Consider the following 21,725-nt stretch of genomic DNA (forward strand, 5'->3'; position numbering starts at 1 on the left):
TGTTTCTCTACGCCGGATACTCCGCTGAGGCGGTGCGTCCGTTGCTTGACGAGCGTGATCCGGACGCGTTCTTCACCATCGGTGACGACGTGCTCTGGCGCGGACTGCGTCTGGACGCCGACACCATCCGCGAGACGCGGCTGCACTTCGTGGGCTCGTTCGGCTCCTGTTCGTTCGAGGAGCCGTCGCGGGAGCTCTCGCATCTCACGCTCCTGCCGTTCCTCTCTTGACGTTCGACGCGACGCTCGACCCGGCGCTCCGCAGCTGGCTCGAATCGGCCAACGCCCCGGGCACGGATTTCCCGATCCAGAACCTGCCCTTCGGCGTCTTTCGCCGCAAGGGCTCCGCCGAAGCCTTCCGGGGTGGCGTGGCCATCGGCGACCAGGTGATCGACCTGGCCGCCATCGCACGCGACAACGCGGTCTCCGGCCCGGCCTCCCAGGCCGTCAACGCCTGCACCAGCGACGCGCTCAATGACTTCCTGGCCTTGGGCCCGGGCGCCTGGCGCGCGCTGCGCCACGCGCTGTTCGACCTGCTCAAGACCGGCGCCAGCGGCCCCGGCGTGAACGCGTTGCGCGCCAGCCTCGTGCCGCAGGCCGAGGTGGAGATGCGCGTGCCCACGCGCATCGGCGACTACACCGACTTCTACACCTCCATCCACCACGCGCGCAACGTGGGCCGCGTGATGCGCCCGGACGACCCGCTCACGCCCAACTTCCAGTGGCTGCCGATCGCCTACCACGGCCGCGCCTCCAGTGTCGTGGTCAGCGGCACGGCGTTCCGCCGCCCGATGGGCCAGGCGATGGCGCCGGGCGCCACCGCGCCGGTCTACGGCCCGTGCCGCCGGCTCGACTACGAACTGGAAATGGGCTTCTACATCGGCCCGGGCAACGCCATGGGCCAGCCCATTCCGCTGGCCGAGGCAGAGCAGCACATCTTTGGCATGTGCCTGCTCAACGACTGGTCGGCGCGCGACCACCAGTTCTGGGAGATGGCGCCACTGGGCCCTTTCCTGGGCAAGAATTTCTGCACCACGGTCTCCCCCTGGATCGTCACGCTGGAAGCGCTCGCGCCCTACCGCGTGCCCTTCGCGCACCCGGCCGACGAGCCCCAGCCCCTGGCCTACCTGGACAGCGCGGCCAACAGCGAGCGCGGCGGTGTGGACGTGCAGCTCGAAGTGCGGCTGGAATCGCGCGAACACCGCGAACGCGGCATCGCCCCCGATCGCCTCTCGGCCACGAGCTTTCGCCATCAGTACTGGACCATCGCGCAGATGGTCGCGCAGCACAGCGTAGGCGGCTGCAACCTTCAGCCGGGCGACCTGCTGGGCACGGGCACCATCTCGGGCCCGACGCAGGCCGAGGCCGGCGCCATCGTGGAACTCAGCGTGGGTGGCACGCGCGACGTGCCGCTGCCGGGCATCGGCGCGCAGCGCCGCTTCCTGGAAGACGGCGACACCGTCATCCTGCGCGGCTGGTGCGAGAAGCCGGGCGCGGCGCGCATCGGCTTTGGCGAGAGCCGCGGCGAGGTTCTCCCCGCGATCGGTTGAGGCACCGCCGGGGCCGGGGCCTCAGCCCCCGGCTCAGGCCTGGGCCCTGCTGGCGGCGCGGGCCTGCATGAACTTGCCCAGACCCACCACCAGCACCGCACCCGTGGCCGCCGCCACGTAGTGCAGCCAGGGGTGGGCCATGGTGTAGCCCTGCATCAGGTGGTCGTTGACGACGGTTTCACCGCCAACCCAGCCGATCAGGGCGGCGCCCAGCGTCACGATGACGGGGAAACGCCCCATGAGCTTGATCATCAGCGTCGAGCCGAAGACCACCAGCGGAATGCTGATCGCCAGGCCCAGGATCAGCAGCACCATGTTGCCCTGCGCCGTCGCGGCCACGGCGATGACGTTGTCCAGGCTCATCACGAGGTCGGCGATCAGGATGGTGCGGATCGCAGCCATCATCGTGCCCGTGCCCTTGTGGTGCCCATCCTCGCCGTCTTCGTCGCCGCTGAGCAGCTGGTAGCCGATCCACAGCAGCAGCACGCCGCCGATGACCTGCAGGAACGACAGTTCCAGCAGCTTGGCGGCCACCACGGTGAGCACGATGCGCAGCACCACGGCCGCACCCGAGCCGAACAGGATGGCTTTGCGTTGCTGTTCGGCCGGCAGCGAGCGCGCCGCCAGGGCGATGACCACGGCGTTGTCGCCCGAGAGGATGATGTTGATCCAGATGATCTTCACCAGACCGACCCAGAAGTCGGCGGTGCTGAGGAATTCCATGGTGTCTCCAGCGTTTCAGGATTGAACGGTGAAGGCACTTTAGGAGCGAAAAACGGCCTGCGTCATTCGTGGTTCTGCGTAAAAGCCGCGCGCTTCGGGCTTGAAACTTAAGCGTGTTAAGTCTGGTGCGGCTGCGCGGCTTTGCGGGCACAATGCCTGCGGCGCGAGGGGCGCCTTTTTTCACAACACGACAACGAGGAGACCGTGCCATGGGCATGTTCAACTGGACGGAGAAATCAGCTTCCACGCTCAACCAGGGCGGCGTGATCGCGCCCGACGAGCGCCTGCCCTGGCCGCAGACGGCGGTGATGGGCGTGCAGCACCTGATCGCCATGTTCGGCGCCACGGTGCTCGCCCCCATCCTGATGGGCTTCGACCCCAACGTGGCCATCCTCATGAGTGGCATCGGCACGCTGATCTTCTTCCTCATCACCGGCGGCAAGGTGCCCAGCTACCTGGGCTCGAGCTTCGCCTTCATCGGCGTGGTGATCGCCGCCAGCGGCTACGCCGGCCCCGGTCCCAACGCCAACATCGGCGTGGCGCTGGGCGGCATCATCGCCTGCGGCCTGGTCTACACCCTCATCGGCGCCATCGTGCAGGCCGTGGGCACCGGCTGGATCGAGCGTTTCATGCCACCCGTGGTCACGGGCGCCGTGGTGGCGGTGATCGGCTTGAACCTGGCTGGCATCCCCATCAAGAACATGGCGCCCACCGGCTTCGACGCCTGGATGCAAGGCATCACCTTCGTCTGCGTGGCGCTGGTGGCCGTGTTCACCAGCGGCATGGTCCAGCGCCTGCTGATCCTCATGGGCCTGATCATCGCCAGCGTCATCTACGCGGTGCTCACCAATGGGCTGGGCATGGGCAAGCCGCTGGACCTCTCGGGCATCGCCAACGCCGCCTGGTTCGGCATGCCCGGCTTCAGCGCGCCCGTGTTCCAGATGAACGCCATGCTGCTGATCGCGCCCGTGGCCATCATCCTCGTGGCGGAGAACCTGGGCCACATCAAGGCCGTGACCGCCATGACCGGCCGCAACCTGGACAAGTACATGGGCCGCGCCTTCATCGGCGACGGCGTGGCCACCATGGTGGCCGGCAGCGCGGGGGGCACCGGCGTGACGACCTATGCCGAGAACATCGGCGTGATGGCCGCGACCAAGATCTATTCCACCGCGATCTTCCTGGTGGCCGGCCTCATGGCCGTGCTGCTGGGCTTCAGCCCCAAGTTCGGCGCGCTGATCCAGGCCATTCCCCTGGCTGTCATGGGTGGCGTGTCCATCGTGGTGTTCGGCCTCATCGCCATCGCCGGGGCGAAGATCTGGGTCGACAACAAGGTCGACTTCTCCGACAACAAGAACCTGCTGGTGGCGGCCATCACCCTCATCCTGGGCACGGGCGACTACACGCTGAAGTTCGGCGGCTTTGCGCTGGGGGGCATCGGAACGGCCACCTTCGGCGCGATCATCCTGTACGCCCTGCTCAACCGCGGCCGCGCCACGCCCAAGGCCTGAAGCCCGTCACCGGCGCGTGCGCTCGGGGGCGGCCTTGTCCGCCCCGACCTTCGGCGGCCCGCTCACGGCGCCGCCGATCTTCGAGCCGATGACCGTGCCGATGCCTGGCAGGATGGCCGTGCCGACCGCAGCACCGGCCAGCGACCCCCAGGCGATCTCCACCGCCGGCTCGCGCGTCGGGCCCTTTGCGGCAAAGGGGACGCTCACGATCCCGCCCCCGATGTCCAGCTGCCCCTGCGCATCGATCTGCTTGCGGTACAGCGTGGCCTTGCCCGTGGCGCTGTAATTGCCCGCCACGGCCTTGACCTCGGTGAACTCGGTCTTCATGCCCTGCTCGGTGTTGCGCGTGGCCATGACGCCGCTCAGACTGTCCAGCGGCGTCTGCCCGGCGCGGTCCTGGCCCAGGGTCTTGATGGCCTTGTCCAGGTCCAGACGCAGGATGCGGGCGCGCTCCACCTCCAGCACGCTGCGCGTGCGCAGCGAGCGAAACAGCTCGCCTGCCGTCTCCCCTTCAGCGCGCAGTTCCGTCTCGCCCGAGGCCAGGCCGCCGACGAAGGAGCGCCGGTGGAAGGCCGCCATCAGCGAAGCCACGTCCACCCCGCGCGGCGCGAGCTCACCCTGGAGCACCATGCGGCCATCGTCCGAGGTGGCCAGCCGCGCCTGGCCATTCGCCGATCCACCGCCAGCGCGCAGGCGCAGCTGGTAGCGGTGCGCTGCGCCGTCGGTCCGGCCATCGCGCCTGGCGTCCAGCGAGACCGGCGGCTCCACGCCGGGCCGACGGACCTGCACGCGGCCCGGCAGGCGGTCCTCGTCCAGATCGATCTCGCCCTCGTACACCACCGGCACACCGCTGTAGGAGATGTAGGTCACGTCGGTGAACACCACCGAACGCAGCACCACAGCGCCGCCCGCGCCACCTGCGCCACCGGGCGACCGGCCCCGGAAGGCGGTCAGCGCGTCGCGCGGCACCACGGCGCCGTCCACCTCCAGCCGGTCGATGACGAGCTGCCTGCGCAGCAAGGGCATGAGCTGGGGGCGGATCGCCAAGCGCCGCACCTCGATGGCCGGCGCTTGCCGGGTGCGTGCATCGAGCACCTCGACCTCCGGCACGCCAAGCACACGCCAGCGCACCGCGCCGACCGCCAGCTTCTGGCCCAGGCGGGCCTCGAATTCGGCCTCCAGCCGGCGCGCCAGCTCGGCATCGCTGGGCACGAGGGCCCACCCGACCACGCAGGCGGCCACCAGCAGCGCCGCGAGGGCGGCTGCGGCGAGGGCCCAGCGGCGTGCGAGAGTCATGAAGGGGTGTGCTCCAGCCTGCATGGTGTGGCCCCGCGCGGCCGCCGTCTGTAGGCATTCGCCGCCTTCTGCGCAGGAGCCGGCTGTCTCCTATAGTGACGCCACCATCACAGGAGCACGACCTTGCCCATCTGGAAAAAACCCATCTCCGTCGCCGAACTCACCGCCATCCACAAGGACACCGCCGTGCAGCACCTGGGCGTGGAGTTCCTGGAAGTCGGCGACGACTTCATCCGCGCCCGCGTGCCGGTGGACACCCGCACCCGCCAGCCTTATGGCCTGCTGCACGGCGGTGTGAGCGTGGTGCTGGCGGAAACGCTGGGCTCGTGCGGCGCGGCCTACAGCTGCCCCGAGGGACACCGCGCGGTCGGCCTGGACATCAACGCCAACCACCTCAAGGGCGCCACCAGCGGCTGGGTGAGCGGCATCACACGGCCGGTCCATATCGGCCGCACCACGCAGGTCTGGCAGATCGACCTGACGAACGACGCGGGCGAACTCACCTGCGTCTCGCGCATCACGATGGCGGTGCTGGCGCCGCGCTGAACCGCGCGCCGTTCAGCCGCGTTCGCAACGCCCCTGCGCCGTGGCCTGGCCCCGGAAATCGCTGGTCCAGGTCTGGGCGGCGGTGTCGATCTGGATGCGCTCGTTGTCGACCGCGGTGAGGATCACGGTCTCGCGCACCGCGAAGGTGTAGACCGGCACGCCGTCAATGTGCACCGAGCGCACGCGCTTCTTGTCGTAGCCAATGCGCACGGTGCGCGTCCAGGTGGTGCGCGCGGGCTGATAGGCCGCTTCGCACACCAGCGTCACCTCGGTCACCGTGTCGGCCTTCTTGCCCTTGCCCTGCGCAAGGGCGGGACCTGCCGCCGTGCAGGCCCAAGCCAGCGCCAGCCCCAGGCCCAAGGCGGCTCTCATGATGCGTCGGCCTTGGCCAGACGCTCACTTTTCCAGTAGACGTCGTCGCCGCCGTTCATGCGGTTGAGCACGCGCGCGAGCACGAACATCAGATCGCTCAGGCGGTTGAGGTACTGGCGCGGCGTTTCCTTCAATGTTTCGGCATGGCCCAGCGCGACCACGGCGCGTTCGGCGCGGCGCGCCACGGTGCGGCACACGTGGGCCTGGCTGGCCGCGCGGTTGCCGGCGGGCAGGATGAACTCCTGCAGCCGCGGCAGCGCCTCGTTGTGCGTGGCCAGCGCCTCGTCCAGCGCAAGCACGGCCTCGGGCTTGAGCAATTCGAAGCCTGGGATGGAAAGCTCGCCGCCCAGGTTGAAGAGCTGGTGCTGGATCTCCACCAACAGCTGGCGCACGCCGTCAGGCATGTCCTCGCACAGCAGCACGCCGATGTGCGAATTGAGCTCGTCCACGTCGCCCATGGCGTGCACGCGCAGGCTGTCCTTGGAAACGCGGGTGTTGTCGCCCAGCCCGGTGGTGCCGGCATCGCCGGTGCGGGTGGCGATCTGGGTGAGTCGGTTGCCCATGAAATGCCCTCTGAAACGAAGGGCAAAGCGCCCTTCCCATCGCCGATTGTGGGGGATTGACGGCGACCTGGTTGACCCGTGTTCGGGCGCGGTTCGGGCTCGTGATCACTTTGTCCAACTTGCGCCCGCTCGGCAGCTCATCTGAAAACGCTGCTCGCAAGAGCCGCCATCAATGGCTTGTACCTCTTAGCAAAATCCGACCCCAATACCTTTTTGAAACTTTCGAATTGAGGCGATTTTTCAAAAGACTTAAAACCTTCGAGCCAATACCTGCGGGTTTCAGGGCCGAATTTTTTTTGCCACCGCATCAACGAGTTCCAAATAACCCAAGAAAGCGGGCTTCATGTCCTTCTTGCCGCAATTTTTAGATGCATCTTGAAGCATTGCAAAAATGGCACTCGGATGGCTCATGACGTCCGAGCCAAAAACCCAATTTCTCATTTCTTCAGGATCAATCTCTGTATTGCCACCCTTTGTCAGGTGCGCTATGTTTTTATTGAGATTCTGAAGGGTGGCGGCGTCACCCTGAACCAGGGCCGTGTAGACATCATCCCCAGTGAACTCGGTCTTGCGTTGGCCGCAAAGGCTCTCAAGCACACCCGCTTTGCGCTTCACCTCGCCAAGACACGCCGGATAGGATTTGAGACACGCCAGCTCAGAGACATGCTTCAAGAACGCGGCTCCCTCGTCCAGGTCATCCAGGAAATCTTCCGGCCGCCTCAGCAACGCACCACATATCAGACCGTAGTCTCCTGTCGCAAGCTCCTGCTGCATTTTCCACAGCTCTTCGCCTCTCAACGGGTCTGTATTGAACACATAGTCGCTTTCCACGCGGTTGACAATCTCCTCCCAGGTGGTGGCGCTGTCAAGCACTTGGGTCAAATACCGCACATCCTCATCAGTGAATGAGAAATTTCGAAAAGCGGCTCTGATGGCTTCATCCTCAGGGGGAACGTGGAACACGTGGGAACGATTCACTCTATGGATGGCATTCAGCACCTGTTCGCTGTAGGTGATCTGTTTTTCCGGCAACTCCTTTACCACCATGTCCAACCCAGGTTGTTTTTCGTCGCTGTGGGGTACGACAGTGCTTTGAGGTGCCGTCTGTCTCCCCTCATCAACGGAAAACATGGCATGGCTTGCGTCAGCCAACTGCTGCAACAGATCACTTCGCATGTTGTTGACGCAACTCGCCTGCGTCTCTTCAGACAGATCGAGAAAGTCGTCGACAAACGCTTCCATGCGATCTTCAGGGAATGCTTCGTCTGGCTGGGCCATGCAATGCTCCAGCATCAACATCGTCAAGGCGCCGCATGCCTGCACCAAGTGGGCATGATCCTCCTGCAACCTCCGTTTCAAGATGGAGCCCTCGTAGCCCAGGCCTTCCATCACCGACGTCACGTTCTTCAGATACTCAGGGTTCGGCTGGGTATCCAGCAGCTTCACAGACACGGAGCCCCCACCCGTCGGGCGGGCAAAACCTCCAATGTAGTGACCGTTCAGATTGATGATGAGCGGTCGAACCTCTGTCAGGTTGTTCAGTTCCCGCGATAGTTGGTTCTTGAGTTCGTCACCTTCAATGGCATACACCACGATGGGCGCCGCATAGCTGCCCACGCCCTGATCCACAGCGACACCCCGACGGCAAAGAACGGAGGTGGACTGATTCATCTCTTCTTGAAGGATGGGTCTTTTGGGGTCCAACGGCGCATCGTCGGAGTCGAGTACCCCAGGTGGAAATTTGCCGCGAACCACAGCATCCAGGTCGCGCGCCGCGTCGCTATTTTTTCTTAGCAGCGCCTCGTCGCGCGCTAGACGAAGCAAAAACACAGGCGCGTTGTTGATCTGATCAGTGCTGCTATTCATCCACCAGTTGAAGGCCGCCGAACCGATTACCCTCCTCTGGTCTTGGCTGGTGTTGTCGTCATCCAGAGCCCGTCGCAGCGCCTGAGCGGCGGCATTCCCTTCTTCGCCACCACGGGCAACACTCGACACAACGGGTTTCCAAGCTTCTTCCGATGACCAGTAGTCCATTACTTCTCTCAATCCGGAAGTCAAAAGCGAGAGTATTCCGTGATCGTCGATTGTCAAATGGGACCTAGAAGACGCAGACATAGAGATGGTCATGAAGTGGCTTTCAAGGAAGGGGAAACGGTCATCTTGAAGGGCATGCGGGCCGCGCCGGGCACAGATTCACATGCCACGTGAACCACGGCACCAAGAACGAACATCGGCAACCGAATGCTGGGAAATGTGTCTGAGGCAAAGGTGTTTGGCAGAGCGAAACGGCAGGCAAAAGCGCTTGGCCTGGGCCGGTGATGCGGGCGTAATGCGGCTTCGTTCCCCGTTTCAAAGGAGTCACACCGATGTCCCGTTTTCGTCTCCAGTCCCCGCTCTCCATCTCGGACTTCGAGAAGCGCAGCGTGCAGCTGATGGCCGCCTGCGCCCTGGGGCTGGCCGGTCTCTCCAGCGTGCAGGTCGCGCCGCCCACGCGCCACGCCCTCAGTGTCTTCACCCCGTCCTTGCGCCAGGCCGAGGCACCGCGTCCCGTGAGGCTCAACCACAGCACCGCGCTGCTGCCCATCCGCCGCTGAGGGCGGGGCGCCGGGGGCCGCACAAGGCGGCTCCCAAGGCTTAAACTGGCCGGCTGCACACCCCGCCGCCGGAGACAAGCCCCATGAACGCCCCCACCGCCCTGAGCCACCTCACGCCCGAAGTCCACCAGCGCACCGCACCGGCCGAATTCCTCACGGACCTGCAGGCCCGTTTTGGCGCGCAATGCTCGACCGCCCTGGTGGTGCGCGAGCAGCATGGGCGCGACGAGTCGGTGTACGAGGTGCCGCCCCCCGTGGCGGTGGTGTTCGCCGAAAGCACGCAGGACGTGGCCGATGCCGTGAAACTGGCCGCGCGGCACCGCATGCCGGTGATTCCGTTCGGCGTGGGCTCTTCGCTCGAAGGCCACCTGCTGGCCGTGCAAGGCGGCATCAGCATCGATGTGAGTCGCATGAACGCGGTGCTGTCCATCAACGCCGAAGACCTCACCGTGACCGTGCAACCCGGCGTGACGCGTAAGGCGCTCAACGAGGCGGTGAAAAGCGAAGGCCTGTTCTTCCCGATCGACCCGGGCGCCGACGCCTCCATCGGCGGCATGTCGGCCACGCGCGCCTCCGGAACCAACGCGGTGCGCTACGGCACCATGCGCGAGAACGTGCTGGCACTCGAGGTGGTCACCGCCAGCGGCGAGGTCATCCGCACCGGCACGCGCGCAAAAAAGAGCAGCGCCGGCTACGACCTCACGCGCCTGATGGTCGGCAGCGAAGGCACGCTGGGCGTGATGACCGAGATCACGCTCAGGCTCTACCCGCTGCCCGAGGCCATCTCGGCCGCGACCTGCTCATTCCCCACCATTGAAGCCGCGGTGCGCACCGTGATCCAGGTGATCCAGCTGGGCGTGCCGATCGCGCGCTGCGAGCTGATCGACCACAACACCGTCCGCATGGTCAACGCGCACAGCAAGCTGGGCCTGCGCGAGGAAAACATGCTGCTCATGGAATTCCACGGATCGCCCGCGAGCGTGAAGGAGCAGGCCGAGACGGTGCAGGAGATTGCAAGCGAATTTGGTGGCAACGCCTTTGAATGGGCCGACACGCCCGAGGAGCGCACACGCCTGTGGACCGCGCGGCACAACGCCTATTTCGCGGCGATCCAGAGCAAGCCGGGCTGCCGCGCGATCTCCACCGACACCTGCGTGCCCATCAGCCGGCTGGCCGACTGCCTGCTCGACTCCGTGGCCGAAGCCGACGCGGCCGGCCTGCCCTACTTCCTGGTTGGCCACGTGGGCGACGGCAACTTCCACTTCGGCTACCTGATCGACCCCAGCAAACCCGAAGAACACACGCTGGCCGAGGAACTCAACCACAAGCTGGTGGCGCGCGCGCTGAGCCTCGAAGGCACCTGCACCGGCGAACACGGCGTCGGCCTGCACAAGATGGACTTTCTGTTGACCGAGGCCGGCGCCGGTGCGGTCGACATGATGCGCACCATCAAGCGCGCGCTCGACCCGGACAACATCATGAACCCGGGGAAGATTTTCGCGCTCTGACGGGGGTCCCTCGATAGCGCGCCGCACACGCCTCGGTGCGCTCTGTCAGCGACACCCCCACCGCCGTCCCCTTGCCGAACACGCTTGTGAGCACGGTCGATTGCCCCAACAGGGTGGCGATGCGCTTGACGCTGTACAGGCCCAGGCCCATCCCTTCGGGCACGCGCTCCAGCTCGCCACCGCGCTGGAAGGCCTCGAAGCAGCGCGCGGCGTCGGCCTCGCTCATGCCGATGCCGGTGTCGATCACCATGAGCCACAGTCGCCCCTGCCGGCGCCGGTAGCCGATGAGGATGCGACCGCCTTCGTCGGTGTAGCGCAAGGCATTGGACAGCAGGTTGCGCGCCATGCGCTGCAGCAGCTGAACATCGGTGCGCACGAACCGCTCCACCCGCTGGTACCGCAGGGTGATGAGCCTGGACTTCGTCCACTGCCGGAATTCGTGCACCACCGGATCGATGACCGCATCGAGGCGCACCACCTTGAGGTCGGGCGTGGGTTGTTTGCTCAAGCTCAACTGCTGCATGCTGAGCATGAAGTCGTTGACGCAGCGCATCGCCTCGTCGATGCCCTGCAGGAGCCGCTCGTGCTCGCGCAAGGGCGCGTGGCGCAGGGCCTGCGCATACAGATTCACACTTTGCAGCGGTTGCAGCAGATCGTGCTGCGCGGCGGCGTAGAGCAGGCTTCGATCCCGCGCCCGCACAACGCTGGCGCGCAGCAGGTTGCGCTTGCGCAGAATCTGCACGCTGACAGCGCAGCCCAGCAAGGAAGCCACCAGCGAGCCCTGCACGAAGTTCGAGATCAGGGTGACGTGAATGGGCAGTTCGATCAGCCGGTAGAGCACGTACAGCAGGCCCGAGAACGCGTAGACCCCCCACACGCCCAAGAACAGCAGGCGGTGCACCTCCGGGCGACGCAGGGCATGGCGCAAGGCCAGGACCATCATGGCGAAGGCATAGAGGGTCCCGCCCATCACGAGCATCCGGCGCGAGGTGTGGGGCCACAGGAAGGCCAGCAAAGGCACGATCACCAGCCAGAGCCACGCGCCCACCCGAAGCAGGCGGTCGGCCACCGGGTCATCGGCAGGCGTGTCCAGGAACACCCGGGCATGCAGCGCACTCAGCCCGAGCAGGCCGACGTACCCGGCCCAGCCCAGCCAGCCGGCCTGCCATCGGTCGAGCCAGGGCAGCAGGTGATGCATCGCGCCCGAGACCCACATGGCCCCCAGCATCTCGCAGGCGGCCATGGCCAGGAACAGGGGCAGCGAGCGGTCCGCCGCCACCGGGATCAGCGTCAGCACGTACAGCACCACGACGAGGGGCACGGCCAGCACCAGGCCAATCCACAAGTGCAGCCTTCCCTGCGTCAGCAAGAAGGCGTCGTTGCGCACCGCGAACAGCGGGAAGCGCATCAGGTTGTAGCCATCGAGCCGCAGCATCGCGTTGACCGCCTGCCCTCCCTGCAGCTTCAGGCGCCACGCCGGGTAGAGCAGCCCTGCAGAGGGCGCGAGGGGCGGCCGGTTTTCAAGCTGCGGTACCTCCACCCATTGCCCCTGGTCGTCCTGAATCCACAAGCGCACTTCGTCCTGCGTCGGCACTTCGTAGGTGAGCAGCCAGGCCTGGGGCTGGGGGTCGGGGTTGCTGAGGGTGAGTCTGGCCCAGTAGGGGTAGGGCAGCCACTTGCCAAAGGCATGGTTGGCATGCGGCAGCGGGGCCGCCTCGCCCGCCGCGACGCGCCCGTCCACCTGCGCGGGGGTGAGCTCGCCGTTCGGGTCGGCCACGGTCTGCAGGGCCGCCCACAGGGGCACGCGATCCGCGCCAGGGTCCAGAGGCATCGCCGCCAAAGGCGCGTGCGCCCCCAGCCAGACCACCAGGAGGGCAAGCCGTTTAAACCAGCGTGCCATTGGCTCTGGCCCAGGCGATGTACACGCTCGACGCCTGGGTCCGGTTCTGCACCCCCAGTCGCAGAAAGATGACCCTCAAATGGCTGCGGACCGTGTGTGCGCCAATCTTCAGCCGCAAGCCGATCTCTCGATCGCGGTATCCGCTGGCCGCTTCCGCCAGCACGTCCCGCTGGCGCCTCGTGAGCTGTGCAATGGGATGCGGAGCGCCGGGCGGCGATACGAGGGCGGTTGTCCGCCCCTTTTTCAGCGGCAGCAGGAAGGGCTTGATGGCCTGGGTGAAGTTCTGCGGCAGCGCCGACTTGGAAACGAAGGCGTGCGCGCCCAGCGCCAGGGCAGCCCGCTCGGTCGCGTGGTCGTCACAGGCGCTGAACACCACGATGGGCGTGCCGGGCACCGCGTCGCGCAGGGCACGCAAGGTGTCCAGCCCCTTCGAGTCCGGCAAATGAAGGTCCGTGATGATCAAGCCGGGCGGCTCGCTTCGACGCAGCCGTTGTTTCGCCTGCATCAGGGAGCTCACGGTCGCGATGCAATCGACCGCATGGGCATGCGTGTGCAAGGCGGCCAAGCCGGCCTTGATCGACCGGATCATCATCGGATGGTCCTCGACCACGAGAATTTCAAAGAGAGCCGACTTGCAGGCTCGTGTATCGGGCGTGAATGGCGAACCCATGGTGGATGTCCTCCCTCGGTTCTTGAATGGTTCGTCGCGGCACACCAACGAAGGCGTGCCGGCGCTCAAGAACGGTCAACCGCGCAATCTATTTCGGAGCGCGCAAGGCAGAGCACATGACGCACGAACTTGCTTCCTGCATCACCGAAGGACTTTGTTCAGGGCACGAATCAACGCACCGGCGCACCGAGTGCGTACCCCCGGGGGTTCGATCAGGGGCTTGAGGGCGCCGCGCGCGCCTCCAGCACCGCCACCTGCGCGCCCAGCCGGTCGAGCAGGCGCAGGCGCGGGCCTTGCATCGCCCACTGTTCGGTGGTCGCCAGCGCGAACATGAAAGCGCGTTCGCGCTCCATGTCGGCGGAGCACACCTGCAACTCGCGGCGCGGGCCACGCATCATCTGCAGGGCCTGCCCGTTCAGGGTGTAGGTGCCGATGAGTTCGTTGCAACCGCCCGAGCCGGTCACGCGGTGGCCGTCGCTGTTCAAGACGAAGTACGGCGCCTTGCCCGGGTCTTGCGCGGGCAGCGGCTGGCCGTCGAGCGACACCAGCACCCAGCGCACGTTCTCGATCCGGGGCGCGGCGGGCTGAGCGCGGTTGTCGACCGGGCGCAGCAGCACGTCGGCATGGGTCTGGCCTGAATGGCCGAGCACGAGGTAGGCACTGTCGGTGACGTACAAGGCCTTGCCGTCCACCAGGATCTCGGCGCGCACCGAGTAGCTGCCCTTCTCCTGCACCCGCCGCTTCTCCACCGGCAGGCTGAAGCGCAGAGGCTGCGGGCCACTGGCGGGGCCGGCGAAGTGGGCCAGCGTGACGGAGCTGCCATCGGCGCGGGACACATCGGCCACCGACACGTCAAGCAGTGCGTTCGGCGGCAAGGCGACCGTCCCTTCAAAGCGGGCCGTGCCGGTGACGATGTGGGACGGCGGGTTGGTGACGGGCGTGCCGCAGGCCGAGAGCAGCAGGCCAGAGGCCAAGGCGCCCAGCAAGGGGCGGCGGGACACGCACTGGCCAAGGGGGTTCGGAATCGTCATCGGGAAGCTCCTGGAAATGGGGAGGTGTGGGGGACAGCCACCCCATTGTCCCCAGAAGTGCCCGCTGTGCCTGTGAAAGCCTGCAACCGGGCTCAGGCCGCGCCCAGGCGGAACACCGCCACCGCCCTCACCAAATCTTCGGCCTGTTGCCGCAGACTCGTGGCCGAGGCGGACATCTGCTCGACCAGCGCGGCGTTCTGCTGCGTGGTCTGGTCCATCTGCAGCACGGCCTCGCCCACCTGAGACACCCCGGCGCTCTGCTCGGTGCTGGCGCTGCTGATCTCGCCCACCAGGTCCGAGACGCGGCGGATGCCGCCCACCACCTCCTTCATGGTGGTGCCGGCCTGGTCGGCCAGCCTGACGCCGCGCTCCACGCGCTCCACGCTCTCGCCGATCAGACCCTTGATTTCTTTCGCCGCCTGCGCCGAACGCTGGGCCAGGCTGCGCACCTCGCCCGCCACCACCGCGAAGCCCCGGCCCTGCTCGCCGGCGCGTGCCGCTTCCACCGCCGCGTTCAGCGCCAGGATGTTGGTCTGGAAGGCGATGCCGTCGATCACGGCGATGATGTCGGCAATCTTGCGCGAGCTGTTCTCGATGCCTTTCATGGTGTCGACCACCTGATCCACCACCTCGCCGCCCTGCTGGGCCACCGTGGAGGCGCCCTGCGCGAGTTGGTTGGCGGTGCGCGCATGTTCCGCGTTCTGGGTCACGGTGCTGCCCAGCTGCTCCATCGACGCCGAGGTCTGCTCCAGCGCGCTGGCCTGGCTTTCGGTGCGGTGCGACAGATCGCTGTTGCCCGAGGCAATCTCCGCGCTGCCGCTGGACACGGCCTCCGCTGCTTGGCGCACCGCGCGCACGGACAGCGCCAGCCGCTCGGTCATGGCGCGCAGCTTGGCCAGGGCGCTGTGCGTGTCGCCCTCGCGCACCCGCATCGTCACGCCCAGATCGCCCGACGCCACAGCGTCGGCGATGCGCTTGAGTTCATCGGGATCCGCGCCCAGGGAACGCACCACTTTTCTCAGGTAGGCCGCCAGACCGGCCAGCCCCAGTGCGACCAGCACCACGCTGACCACCACGATGTGGCGATCGAGCGTTGAAAGGCTCTCGATCTCGTTGATGCGATACGCCAGCCGCTCGCCCTGGCGCCTCTTCTCCTGGGCCAGTGGCGCCAGCAGGGCATTGCGCGCGGGAATGGTTTGGTCCACGAGGAAGGCGAAGGCCTCTTCCTTCCGGCCCTCCTGGATGAGCTTCACGTTGGCCTCGCCGATGCGCCAGAACTCGGTCATCAGCGCCGGCAGGGGCGCAAAGGCCTGTCGCCCCGCGTCGTCGATCATGCCCTCGCCGAACACCTTGAGGGCATCGAGCAGCAGGCGCTTCTTCTCGCCGATGTCGGCCAGCGTGGCGCTGAGCTCCTGGGCGTTGCGCGAGAGGATCGCGTGGCGCACCTGCAACGAGGTGCGCGTGACGTTGAGCTCCAGCTCGGCGATGAGCTGCAGCTGGGGCACGTTGGTCTCGTTGATGCGGTTGGCCGCTGTGACCACCCGGCCCATCATGACCCAGACCGTGGCCGCCACGGTCAGCAGCAACACCACGAGCGTGGCGTTGATGAGCAGCAACCGCTGCCCCAGATTCAAGCGTTGCGACATGGGTACCTCCTCAGATAGCCCAGATCGAGAGGCCACTTCCAAAGCAAGGCGCCAACGCCGCCAGACCGGGCTTGCTCAGGTTATGCGGCTGTCAAGCAGCGCAGTGCGGCGAAAAGCCGGGGAAAACGGGGCCGTTTCTCCCCGCGCAGAGCCCCGGGCGCCGGGGTCAGTGCGCCGTCGAGCCGCGCAGGCGGTCGATGATGCCGTTGAGGGCTTCCAGCGAGCCGAACTGGATCACCACCTCGCCCATGTCCTCGAAGCGGCCGTGGCGCTTGACGCGCTTCTTGACCCGGACCTCGACGTCCGCCGTCAGCAGGTCGGCCAGCTCCTCCTCCACCCGGCGGATGTCGCGCGACTTTTCCTTCTTGAGCTTCTGCGGCGCCAGCGCGAATTCGGCGCCCAGCTTCTTCACCAGGCCCTCGGCCTCGCGCACCGACATCTTCCTCGCCGCGATCTGGTTGCCCGCGGTGATCTGGTGCGCCTTGTCCAGGGCCAGCAGCGCGCGCGCGTGGCCCATGTCAAGGTCGCCCGCCATCAGCATCGTCTGCACCGGCTCGGCCAGCTGCAGCAGGCGCAGCAGGTTGCTCGCGGCACTCCGCGAACGCCCCACGGCCTGGGCAGCCTGCTCGTGAGTGAGTCCAAACTCCTTCACCAGACGTTGCAGGCCATGCGCCTCTTCCAAGGGGTTGAGGTCCTCGCGCTGGATGTTCTCGATCAGCGCCATGGCGGCGGCGGACTCGTTGGGCACGTCGCGCACCAGCACCGGCACGCTGTCCAGCCCGGCCAGCTTGGAAGCGCGAAAGCGCCGCTCGCCGGCAATGATTTCGTATTTGCCGGCATTCGGGCCGTCGGCCAGCTGACGCACGAGGATGGGCTGCATCACACCCTGGACCTTGATGGACTCCGCCAACTCGTACAGCGCGCCCTCGTCCATGCGCGTGCGCGGCTGGTACATGCCCGCCACCAGCTCCGTCACGGGCAGGTTGCTCGGTGCGCCCTCGGCAGCCGCCGGAGCAGGGGCACCGCCCTCTTCCACTTTGGGGCCCAGCAGGGCTTCGAGTCCGCGGCCGAGGCCCTTGGGTTTCTTGGTGACCATGGGTCTTCTTCTTTCGGAAATCAGAGGTTCATGAGTTCGGCCAGCACGGCATGGCCAGCCGGCCAGTCGCCCAGGCCGGATTCGGCGTTGATGTGGCCGGCTTCGCCCAGGTCGACGAAGCGCGAGCCCCAGGCCAGGGCAAAGGCCTGGGCCCGCTCGAAACTGCAATAAGGGTCGTTGCGGCTGCCCACCAGCACGCTGGGGAACGGCAGGCGCTGCATCGCAATGGGCGACCAGCTCGGCAACACCGGGCGCATCTCTTCCCGCTCGGCATCACCCGGCGCCACCAGCAACGCGGCCTTCACGCGATCGGTGTTCTTCGAATGCGATGCCCAGGCCGCCGTGTGCAGGCAGCCCAGGCTGTGGGCCACCAGCACGGCGGGCTCGTCGCAACCGAGCAGCACCTCTTCCAGGCGGGCGATCCAGTCGCCGCGCTTGGGGTGCATCCAATCGTGCTGCTCCACCCGACGGTAGCCATGGCTGGCCTCCCAGCGGCTCTGCCAATGCCCGGGGCCGCTGTTCTGCCAACCGGGCAGGAGGAGGATGTGATGTGGTTTCACGTGAAACATCCCTCCGTTCAGAGCTTGCCGATGCGCGCAACCATCTCCTGCGCAAAGGCCACGAAGGCCTGGCTCCCGCGCGCGGCCGGATCGAACACCACCCCGGGCAACCCGTAGCTCGGGGCCTCCGCCAGGCGCACGTTGCGTGGGATCACGGTGTCGAACACCTTGTCGCCAAAGTGCGCCTTGAGCTGGTCGCTCACCTGCTGCTGCAGTGTGATGCGGGGGTCGAACATCACGCGCAACAGCCCGATGATGGCCAGGTCCTTGTTCAGGTTGGCATGCACCTGCTTGATGGTATTGACGAGGTCGGTCAGGCCCTCCAGCGCGAAGTACTCGCACTGCATGGGCACGATCACCCCGTGCGCCGCGCACAGACCGTTGAGGGTGAGCATGGACAGGCTGGGCGGGCAATCGATCAGCACGAAATCGTAGGCGTCGCCCACCTCGGCCAGGGCGGTCTTCAGGCGCTTCTCGCGCCGCTCCACCTCCACCAGCTCGACCTCGGCCCCGGCCAGCTCGCGGTTGGCGCCGAGCACGTGGTAGCCGCACTTCTCCGAATACACCGCCGCCTCGGCCACCGAGGCCGACTCCAGCAGCACGTCGTACACCGAGAGCGCCATCTGCCGTTTGTCCACGCCCGAGCCCATGGTCGCGTTGCCCTGGGGGTCCAGGTCCACCATCAGCACCCGCTGGCCCACCTTGGCCAGGCCGGCGGCGAGGTTGACGGTGGTGGTGGTCTTGCCCACCCCACCCTTCTGATTCGCCACACAAAAGATTTTCGCCATGGTGCTGCTTCTTATTTGGAGAGGGCCAGCTTGATGCCAAAGCCGATGAGGAAGACACCCGCCAGCTTCTCCAGCGTGCGACCGATGACGGGGTTGGCGCGCAGGCGCGCGGCCAGGAAGTGGGTCAGCAGCACGGCCACCAGGCCATACAGGAAGGTCAGAACGGCCACGGTGGCCGCCATGGCGCCGAAGGTGACCAGCCCCTGGTGCCGGACCGGATCCACGAACAGCGGGAAGAAGGCCATGTAGAACACGATGGCCTTGGGATTGAGCAGGGTGATGAAGGCAGCCTGCTGGAAGTATTGTCGCGGGCGGATATGAAGCACCGGGGCGTCGCCCGGTTGGGCGGTCAGCATCTTCCAGCCCAGCCACGCCAGGTAGGCCGCGCCCACCCACTGCACCGCACTGAACGCCGCCGGGTAGGCGGCCAGCAAGGCCGCCACGCCGGCCACGGCCAGCCACATCAGCACCTGGTCACCCGCGATCACGCCGAAGGTGGCGGCCAGCCCTCCACGCACCCCACCCTTGCTGGTGGACGTGATCAGCGCCAGGTTCCCCGGCCCGGGAATGAGCAAGAAAAGGACGATGGCGGCCACGAAAGCGCCGTAATCTGCGATGCCGAACATGGAAGAACCCCGAGAAGTGGAGGGTCGAGTTTAAGCGCCCGCCACGCGCTCGCTGTGATGTTCAGGCAACAGCGGCAGGGCCGGGGCGCATCCAGACAATGCAGCGCTCGGCGTCCAGCCCGGGCACCTGCAACTGTTCCACGTGAAACACATCCACGCCGGGGGTGGCCAGGCTCAGGGCTTCGAGCTCATCCGCCGGGTGCTTGCCCTTCATGGCCATCCAGAGCCCCCCTTCGACCAGGGCGCCCCGCGACCAGTTGGTGAAATCGACCAGCGAGGCAAAGGCACGCGAACACACCACGTCGTAGCCCTGGCCCGAGAGCGCATTGAGGCGCTCCACCCGCGCGTGCAGACCCCGCAGGTTGGGCAGCTTGAGGGTGGCCGCCGCCTGCTGGATGAAGGCGGCCTTCTTGGCCACCGTGTCCACACAGGTCACCTCAATCTGCGGGCAGGCGATGGCAATGACCACACCCGGCAGGCCGCCGCCCGACCCCACGTCCAGCAGCTGAAGCGCCCTGCCCTGCGTCTGCCGTTGCAGCGGGCCGATGGCCGCCAGGCTGTCGAGCAGGTGGTGCGTCATCATCTCGGCCGGGTCGCGCACCGCCGTGAGGTTGTAGACCTTGTTCCACTTCTGGAGCAGGCCCAGGTAGTCCAGCAGCAGGTCGACCTGGCGCGCATCCAGGTCGAGGCGAAGCGTCTGCAGGCCAGCCTGCAAGGTGGTGCGCAAGTCGCTCATGCCGCTGCGTCGGCCGAAGAGGTGTTGGCGGGCAGCGTGGCAAAGCCCTTGAAGCCGCCCTTTTTCAGGTGGATCAGCAGCAGCGAGATGCTGGCCGGCGTGATGCCCGAGATGCGGGATGCCTGGCCCAGGGTTTCGGGCCGGTGCTTGGCCAACTTCTGCCGCGCCTCGAACGACAGCGCCGTCACCTGCAGGTAGTCCAGGTCGGCCGGCAGACGCAGGCCCTCGTAGTGGGCAGCCCGCTCCACCTCGTTCTTCTGGCGGTCGATGTAGCCCGAGTACTTGGCCGCGATCTCCAGCTGCTCCACCACCGGCTCCAGCAACTCGGCCAGTGTTTCACGTGAAACCTCGGCCGCCGCGTACTTGCCGCCATCCATGCCCACGAGGTCCGTGTAGGCCACACCGGGCCGGCGCAGCAGGTCAAACAGGTTGTGCTCGTGCTCGATGGCCTTGCCCAGCACCCGCTCGCTCTCCTCGGCCGGCAGGTTGCGTGGGTTCACCCAGGTGGTCTTCAGGCGCTCTGTTTCACGTGAAACCGCGTCGCGCTTGCGGCAGAAGGCGTCCCACTGCGCGTCGCCCACCAGGCCCAGGCGGCGGCCGGCTTCGGTCAGGCGCATGTCGGCGTTGTCCTCGCGCAGCTGCAGGCGGAACTCGGCGCGGCTCGTGAACATGCGGTAGGGCTCGGTCACGCCCTGCGTCACCAGATCGTCCACCAGCACGCCCAGGTAAGCCTCGTCGCGCCGCGGCAGCCAGGCCGCTTCGCCCCGGCATTGCAGCGCGGCGTTGAGCCCGGCGAACAGGCCCTGTGCCGCGGCCTCCTCGTAGCCCGTGGTGCCGTTGATCTGGCCGGCGAAAAACAGGCCCTGGATCTGCTTGGTCTCGAAGCTGTTTTTGAGCGAGCGAGGGTCGAAGTAGTCGTACTCGATGGCGTAGCCCGGGCGCAGAATGTGCGCGTTCTCCAGCCCCGGCATGCTGCGCACCAGCGCGTACTGGATGTCGAAGGGCAGACTGGTCGAGATGCCGTTGGGGTAGACCTCGTGCGTGGTCAGGCCCTCGGGCTCCAGGAAAATCTGGTGGCTGTCCTTGTCCGCGAAGCGGTTGATCTTGTCTTCCACGCTCGGGCAGTAGCGCGGGCCCACGCCCTCGATCTTCCCGGTGAACATGGGGCTGCGGTCGAAGCCCGAGCGGATGATGTCGTGCGTGCGCTCGTTGGTGTGCGTGATCCAGCACGGCACCTGCTGCGGGTGCATCGCCGTGCTGCCCATGAAGCTGAACACCGGCACCGGGCGGTCCGCGTTCATGCCGCCGGGCACGCCGTCGCCAGGCTGCTCGGTGCACTTGGTGTAGTCGATGCTGCGGCCGTCCAGGCGCGGCGGCGTGCCGGTCTTCAGGCGGCCTTGGGGCAGTTGCAACTCTTTCAGGCGGGCCGAGAGCGACACCGCCGGTGGGTCGCCCGCCCGGCCAGCCGCGTAGTTGTTCAGGCCAACATGGATCTTGCCGTCCAGAAAGGTGCCCGCCGTCAACACCACCGTGCGGCCCCGGAAGCGGATGCCCACTTGCGTCACCGCCCCCACCACCCGGTCACCCTCGACCATGAGGTCATCCACCGCCTGCTGGAACAGCCAGAGGTTGGGCTGGTTTTCCAACGTGCGGCGGATCGCGGCCTTGTAGAGCACCCGATCGGCCTGGGCCCGGGTGGCGCGCACGGCCGGGCCTTTGGAACTGTTGAGAATGCGGAACTGGATGCCGCCCTCGTCGGTGGCCAGCGCCATCGCGCCGCCCAATGCATCCACCTCTTTCACCAGATGCCCCTTGCCGATGCCGCCGATCGACGGGTTGCAGCTCATCTGGCCCAGGGTCTCGATGTTGTGCGTGAGCAGCAGCGTGGCGCAGCCCATGCGCGCGGCGGCCAGCGCGGCTTCGGTGCCGGCGTGCCCGCCGCCAACGACGATCACATCAAATTCCTGTGGGTACAACATGGTGCTTCTTCCGGAGAAATGCAGGCCCGGT

21 protein-coding genes are annotated in these 21,725 nt (G+C 66.7%); 6 read left to right on the top strand and 15 right to left on the bottom strand.

The features are described from left to right. Window positions 1-230 (top strand): hypothetical protein (locus tag KIT86_RS12980; protein ID WP_297398970.1); only part of this gene is annotated, 230 nt, incomplete at its 5' end. Next, window positions 227-1,549 (top strand): fumarylacetoacetase, encoded by a 1,323-nt coding sequence (gene fahA / locus KIT86_RS12985; protein ID WP_297398971.1) that lies wholly within the window; start codon window positions 227-229, stop codon window positions 1,547-1,549. The genes KIT86_RS12980 and fahA, both read left to right, overlap by 4 nt. A gap of 33 nt (window positions 1,550-1,582) precedes the next feature. Here fahA and KIT86_RS12990 read toward each other — a convergent pair whose 3' ends face one another. Then, entirely contained in the window at window positions 1,583-2,272 is a 690-nt protein-coding gene (locus KIT86_RS12990) for a TerC family protein (protein ID WP_297398972.1), read from the bottom strand. Between the two features lie 209 nt (window positions 2,273-2,481). Here KIT86_RS12990 and KIT86_RS12995 point away from each other — a divergent pair, with 209 nt between their 5' ends. Further along, window positions 2,482-3,783: a solute carrier family 23 protein gene (locus KIT86_RS12995; protein WP_297398975.1), complete on the top strand. Its 1,302-nt coding sequence runs from the start codon at window positions 2,482-2,484 to the stop codon at window positions 3,781-3,783. Between the two features lie 6 nt (window positions 3,784-3,789). On the opposite strand, the gene KIT86_RS13000 is transcribed toward KIT86_RS12995, so the two are convergent. Beyond that, window positions 3,790-5,079 carry an AsmA-like C-terminal region-containing protein gene (locus KIT86_RS13000; RefSeq protein ID WP_297398977.1) on the bottom strand — a complete coding sequence of 430 codons (1,290 nt, stop codon included), beginning with the start codon at window positions 5,077-5,079 and terminating at the stop codon, window positions 3,790-3,792. Window positions 5,080-5,202: 123 nt separating this feature from the next. Here KIT86_RS13000 and KIT86_RS13005 point away from each other — a divergent pair, with 123 nt between their 5' ends. Continuing rightward, complete coding sequence (locus tag KIT86_RS13005; protein ID WP_297398979.1) at window positions 5,203-5,625, top strand: hotdog fold thioesterase; 423 nt, start codon at window positions 5,203-5,205, stop codon at window positions 5,623-5,625. A 12-nt stretch (window positions 5,626-5,637) separates the two neighbouring features. On the opposite strand, the gene KIT86_RS13010 is transcribed toward KIT86_RS13005, so the two are convergent. From KIT86_RS13010 to KIT86_RS13020, 3 genes are all read right to left on the bottom strand, one after another. Further along, window positions 5,638-5,997 carry a hypothetical protein gene (locus KIT86_RS13010; RefSeq protein WP_297398981.1) on the bottom strand — a complete coding sequence of 120 codons (360 nt, stop codon included), beginning with the start codon at window positions 5,995-5,997 and terminating at the stop codon, window positions 5,638-5,640. Next, window positions 5,994-6,560: a cob(I)yrinic acid a,c-diamide adenosyltransferase gene (locus KIT86_RS13015; RefSeq protein ID WP_297398983.1), complete on the bottom strand. Its 567-nt coding sequence runs from the start codon at window positions 6,558-6,560 to the stop codon at window positions 5,994-5,996. Before KIT86_RS13015 ends, KIT86_RS13010 begins: the two co-directional genes overlap by 4 nt. A gap of 279 nt (window positions 6,561-6,839) precedes the next feature. Then, a complete protein-coding gene (locus KIT86_RS13020; RefSeq protein ID WP_297398985.1) occupies window positions 6,840-8,687 on the bottom strand; it encodes a hypothetical protein in 1,848 nt (615 codons plus the stop codon). Window positions 8,688-8,926: 239 nt separating this feature from the next. Between KIT86_RS13020 and KIT86_RS13025 the strand changes: the two genes are divergently transcribed. Both KIT86_RS13025 and KIT86_RS13030 read left to right on the top strand, forming a co-directional pair. Beyond that, window positions 8,927-9,154 carry a hypothetical protein gene (locus tag KIT86_RS13025; protein ID WP_297398987.1) on the top strand — a complete coding sequence of 76 codons (228 nt, stop codon included), beginning with the start codon at window positions 8,927-8,929 and terminating at the stop codon, window positions 9,152-9,154. Between the two features lie 83 nt (window positions 9,155-9,237). Beyond that, a complete protein-coding gene (locus KIT86_RS13030) occupies window positions 9,238-10,662 on the top strand; it encodes an FAD-linked oxidase C-terminal domain-containing protein (protein WP_297398989.1) in 1,425 nt (474 codons plus the stop codon). On the opposite strand, the gene KIT86_RS13035 is transcribed toward KIT86_RS13030, so the two are convergent. The 10 genes from KIT86_RS13035 to mnmG form a co-directional block, all read right to left on the bottom strand. Continuing rightward, on the bottom strand, window positions 10,631-12,493 hold the full coding sequence (locus tag KIT86_RS13035; protein ID WP_297398991.1) for an ATP-binding protein: 1,863 nt from the start codon (window positions 12,491-12,493) through the stop codon (window positions 10,631-10,633). The two genes, KIT86_RS13030 and KIT86_RS13035, sit on opposite strands and share 32 nt — an antisense overlap. A gap of 52 nt (window positions 12,494-12,545) precedes the next feature. Continuing rightward, on the bottom strand, window positions 12,546-13,232 hold the full coding sequence (locus KIT86_RS13040) for a response regulator transcription factor (protein WP_297398993.1): 687 nt from the start codon (window positions 13,230-13,232) through the stop codon (window positions 12,546-12,548). A gap of 212 nt (window positions 13,233-13,444) precedes the next feature. Continuing rightward, a complete protein-coding gene (locus KIT86_RS13045) occupies window positions 13,445-14,263 on the bottom strand; it encodes a YbaY family lipoprotein (RefSeq protein WP_297398995.1) in 819 nt (272 codons plus the stop codon). Window positions 14,264-14,355: 92 nt separating this feature from the next. Continuing rightward, on the bottom strand, window positions 14,356-15,909 hold the full coding sequence (locus KIT86_RS13050) for a methyl-accepting chemotaxis protein (protein ID WP_297398997.1): 1,554 nt from the start codon (window positions 15,907-15,909) through the stop codon (window positions 14,356-14,358). Between the two features lie 166 nt (window positions 15,910-16,075). After that, window positions 16,076-17,005, bottom strand: a complete 930-nt coding sequence (locus KIT86_RS13055) for a ParB/RepB/Spo0J family partition protein (protein ID WP_297398999.1) — start codon at window positions 17,003-17,005, stop codon at window positions 16,076-16,078. Between the two features lie 20 nt (window positions 17,006-17,025). After that, on the bottom strand, window positions 17,026-17,565 hold the full coding sequence (locus tag KIT86_RS13060; protein ID WP_297399000.1) for an alpha/beta hydrolase: 540 nt from the start codon (window positions 17,563-17,565) through the stop codon (window positions 17,026-17,028). Between the two features lie 17 nt (window positions 17,566-17,582). Next, entirely contained in the window at window positions 17,583-18,353 is a 771-nt protein-coding gene (locus tag KIT86_RS13065; RefSeq protein ID WP_297399002.1) for an AAA family ATPase, read from the bottom strand. Between the two features lie 11 nt (window positions 18,354-18,364). Next, entirely contained in the window at window positions 18,365-18,979 is a 615-nt protein-coding gene (locus tag KIT86_RS13070; RefSeq protein ID WP_297399004.1) for a LysE family translocator, read from the bottom strand. Between the two features lie 61 nt (window positions 18,980-19,040). Further along, window positions 19,041-19,715 carry a 16S rRNA (guanine(527)-N(7))-methyltransferase RsmG gene (gene rsmG / locus KIT86_RS13075; RefSeq protein WP_297399006.1) on the bottom strand — a complete coding sequence of 225 codons (675 nt, stop codon included), beginning with the start codon at window positions 19,713-19,715 and terminating at the stop codon, window positions 19,041-19,043. Next, a complete protein-coding gene (mnmG, locus tag KIT86_RS13080) occupies window positions 19,712-21,694 on the bottom strand; it encodes a tRNA uridine-5-carboxymethylaminomethyl(34) synthesis enzyme MnmG (RefSeq protein ID WP_297399008.1) in 1,983 nt (660 codons plus the stop codon). Before mnmG ends, rsmG begins: the two co-directional genes overlap by 4 nt. Between the last annotated feature and the right edge of the window lie 31 nt (window positions 21,695-21,725).

The organism is Hydrogenophaga sp., from assembly GCF_026125825.1.
GTDB lineage: Bacteria > Pseudomonadota > Gammaproteobacteria > Burkholderiales > Burkholderiaceae_C > Hydrogenophaga.